This is a genomic window from Rhodoferax sp., assembly GCF_028714215.1.
Taxonomy (GTDB): Bacteria; Pseudomonadota; Gammaproteobacteria; order Burkholderiales; family Burkholderiaceae_C; genus Rhodoferax.
On the sequence record NZ_JAQTMS010000109.1, the window covers coordinates 1 to 2,878 of the forward strand.

Sequence of the window (2,878 nt, forward strand, 5' to 3'; positions counted from 1 at the left end):
AAATCGTGGCGCCTGATATGTTGGGCACTTTTCGGTAATTGGACTCCAGGTTTTTGACCACCACCTGTTGCTGACCCAGCAATTCGTCCACCAGCAGGGCGACCCGACTGCCGTCGGCCTCGATCACCACCATGATGTCGCTCGACTTGTCAAAATCAAAGCGCGGCACCTGAAAGACTTTTTCCAGTTCGATCACCGGCATGTATTCGTCGCGCACTTTCACCAGTTGGGCGCCCTGCCCGACCGTGCTCACGGCATCCGACTTCACCTGGAATGACTCCACCACGGAGGACAGCGGCAAGATGTAAACCTCGTCGCCAACGCCGACCGACATGCCATCCATGATGGCCAGTGTCAGTGGCAGCCGGATCGACACCTTCATGCCATAACCCTCAGCCGAATCAATCTCCACCGTGCCGTTCAAGGCGGCAATATTGCGCTTGACCACATCCATGCCAACGCCTCGCCCTGACACATCGGTCACCACTTCGGCGGTGGAAAAACCGGGCGCAAAAATCAGCATCCAGACTTCAGAGTCCGGCATCTGATCCGACACATCCATGCCACGCTCCCGAGCTTTGGTCAAAATCTTTTCACGTGACATGCCGTGACCATCGTCGCGCACCTCGATCACAATGGAGCCGCCCTGATGTGCCGCTGACAGCGTGATCGTGCCAGTTTCAGACTTGCCGGCGCGTATGCGATCAGCGGGCATTTCAATACCGTGGTCACAACTGTTGCGCACCAGGTGCGTTAACGGATCGGTTATCTTTTCGACCAGACCTTTGTCCAATTCAGTGGCCTCACCCTGCGTGACGAAATCAACTTTCTTGCCGAGCTTGCCCGCCAGATCACGCAGCATGCGCGGAAAGCGGCTGAACACGATCGACATTGGAATCATCCGGATCGACATCACAGATTCCTGCAAATCGCGCGTGTTTCGGTCCAGATCAGTCAGACCCGTCAGCAGTTGCTGGTACAGCGCTGGGTCAAGCGCCCTGCTGTTTTGCGCCAGCATGGCTTGTGTAATGACCAACTCGCCGACCAGATTGATCAGTTGATCCACCTTGCTGATGGCCACCCGGATCGTTGCCGCCTCTGGCTGGACCACTGGGCTTGCCGCTTTGGCCACCCCCCGCGCAGAAGCGGTTGACCCGCTGGGCCCGGCAGTCACGCCGGTGGCAGCGGCGACAGGAACAGGGGCGCCAGGCGCACCATCAAAAAAACCAAAACCTGGCGCCGGGGCCAAGGGTGCTCCCGGTGGCGGATCATCATAGAGCGATGTTTCGGGCGAACCGGCAGCGCCATCGAAAGATCCGAAACCGGTCTCAGACGTGACGGCGGCGTTGTCAACTTCCCTGATGGACACATGTTCCCTTGAAACATGAAATGCGAATAAATCCAATAAATCTGCATCCGTGGACGAAGTTTCAACGGCGAAGACCCGCGTGTCAGCCTGGTTGCAAGCCACGACCGTGATGTCACCCAAACCTTCAATATCACGAAACAATTCCTTGATCGCATCAGCTTGCGCCGGGTGATCCAAAGGCCCAATTCGAATTTCAAGCGAGCGTATTGTGTTCGATGGCTGAGGGGTCGGCGCCAGCACGACCTTGGACTGCACTGCCACAATCGCAGGCGCAACCACAGGTGTCGGCAGCGGCTGCGGGGGCGCTACGCTCGGTAGCGCCTGCGCCATGTCCCCCGCAACCAGGACCTTGATGCGGCGCACCAAATCCGCGGTGGGGGGGGCATCGCCTTCTCCCCCGGCCTGATGACGCGCCAATAAGCCGCGCGAGGCATCTGCTGACTCAAGCAGCACATCGACCATGGCGGAGTTGGGCTGCAGTTCATGGCGACGCAAACGATCCAGCAGCGATTCCATTTGATGCGTTAACTCGGCCACATCGGAAAAGCCGAAGGTGGCCGCGCCGCCTTTGACGGAATGGGCGCAACGAAAAATCCCATTCAACTCTTCATCGTCTGCAGTTTCAAGATTCAAGCTGAGCAGCATCTGCTCCATCAGATCAAGATTTTCTGCGGCCTCTTCAAAAAATATTTGATAAAACTGGCTGAGATCAAAATCCGCCGCCGTACTGCTACTTTCCTGGTGCGCTTCCGCCATGTCAATCTCCTGTGTTCCTTGTGACAACCCAACTATCTCTGAACGCGTTACTTGATCACTTTTTTAATGACCTCAAGCAAACGAGCCGGGTCAAACGGCTTGACCAACCAACCGGTGGCACCAGCGGCCCGCCCGGCCTGCTTCATCAAATCACTCGACTCCGTGGTCAACACCAGGATTGGAACGGTTTTGAACTGCGGATGATCCCTGAGCTTACGGGTCAACCCGAGTCCATCAAGCCGGGGCATATTCTGATCTGTCAGAACCAGATCAAATGATTGCGCCTGCGCTTTTTCGTAGGCATCTACACCGTCAACCGCTTCCACCACCTGGTAGCCAGCCCCGGTTAAAGTAAACGACACCATCTTGCGCATGGACGGCGAGTCGTCAACAGCGAGTATTAATGACATGTAAGGCTCCGACTATTTCAGTTAGGGGGTAAATGGGGCGGCGTTTAAAAAAGCTCTATGGAACCAGCGTCCATGGCATCCTGGGTGACCGGGTTGGGGCGTTCCGGCACCTCTTCAACAAACGGCACCGCCTCGCCATCTTCGAGCCCCATGGACTCGGACGCCAGACGGTAGGCGCAACCTTGAAGGATCTTGGAAGTATGAACGATCAGCTGTGAGGCGATATCCTGAAACTGCAGCTCGGTCACCGCCGCCCGCCGGGCGCTACGAACAGCATCGAGTGCCTCGGAGTCGACCAGCATGGGATCAGCCAGATTGGCACTGGCACAGTTGAACCGTTCCC

Annotated in this window: 2 protein-coding genes and 1 pseudogene; all 3 read right to left on the reverse strand. The window is 56.9% G+C overall.

Features of this window, described 5'->3' with window-relative positions:
- Positions 1-2,125: chemotaxis protein CheW (locus PHS32_RS24070; RefSeq protein WP_301082159.1), on the reverse strand; the 2,125-nt coding region annotated here is incomplete at its 3' end.
- Positions 2,126-2,172: 47 nt separating this feature from the next.
- A complete protein-coding gene (locus tag PHS32_RS24075) occupies positions 2,173-2,535 on the reverse strand; it encodes a response regulator (protein WP_011462890.1) in 363 nt (120 codons plus the stop codon).
- 44 nt (positions 2,536-2,579) lie between these two features.
- Positions 2,580-2,878 (reverse strand): annotated as a pseudogene (locus PHS32_RS24080) (hypothetical protein); the annotation flags it as partial.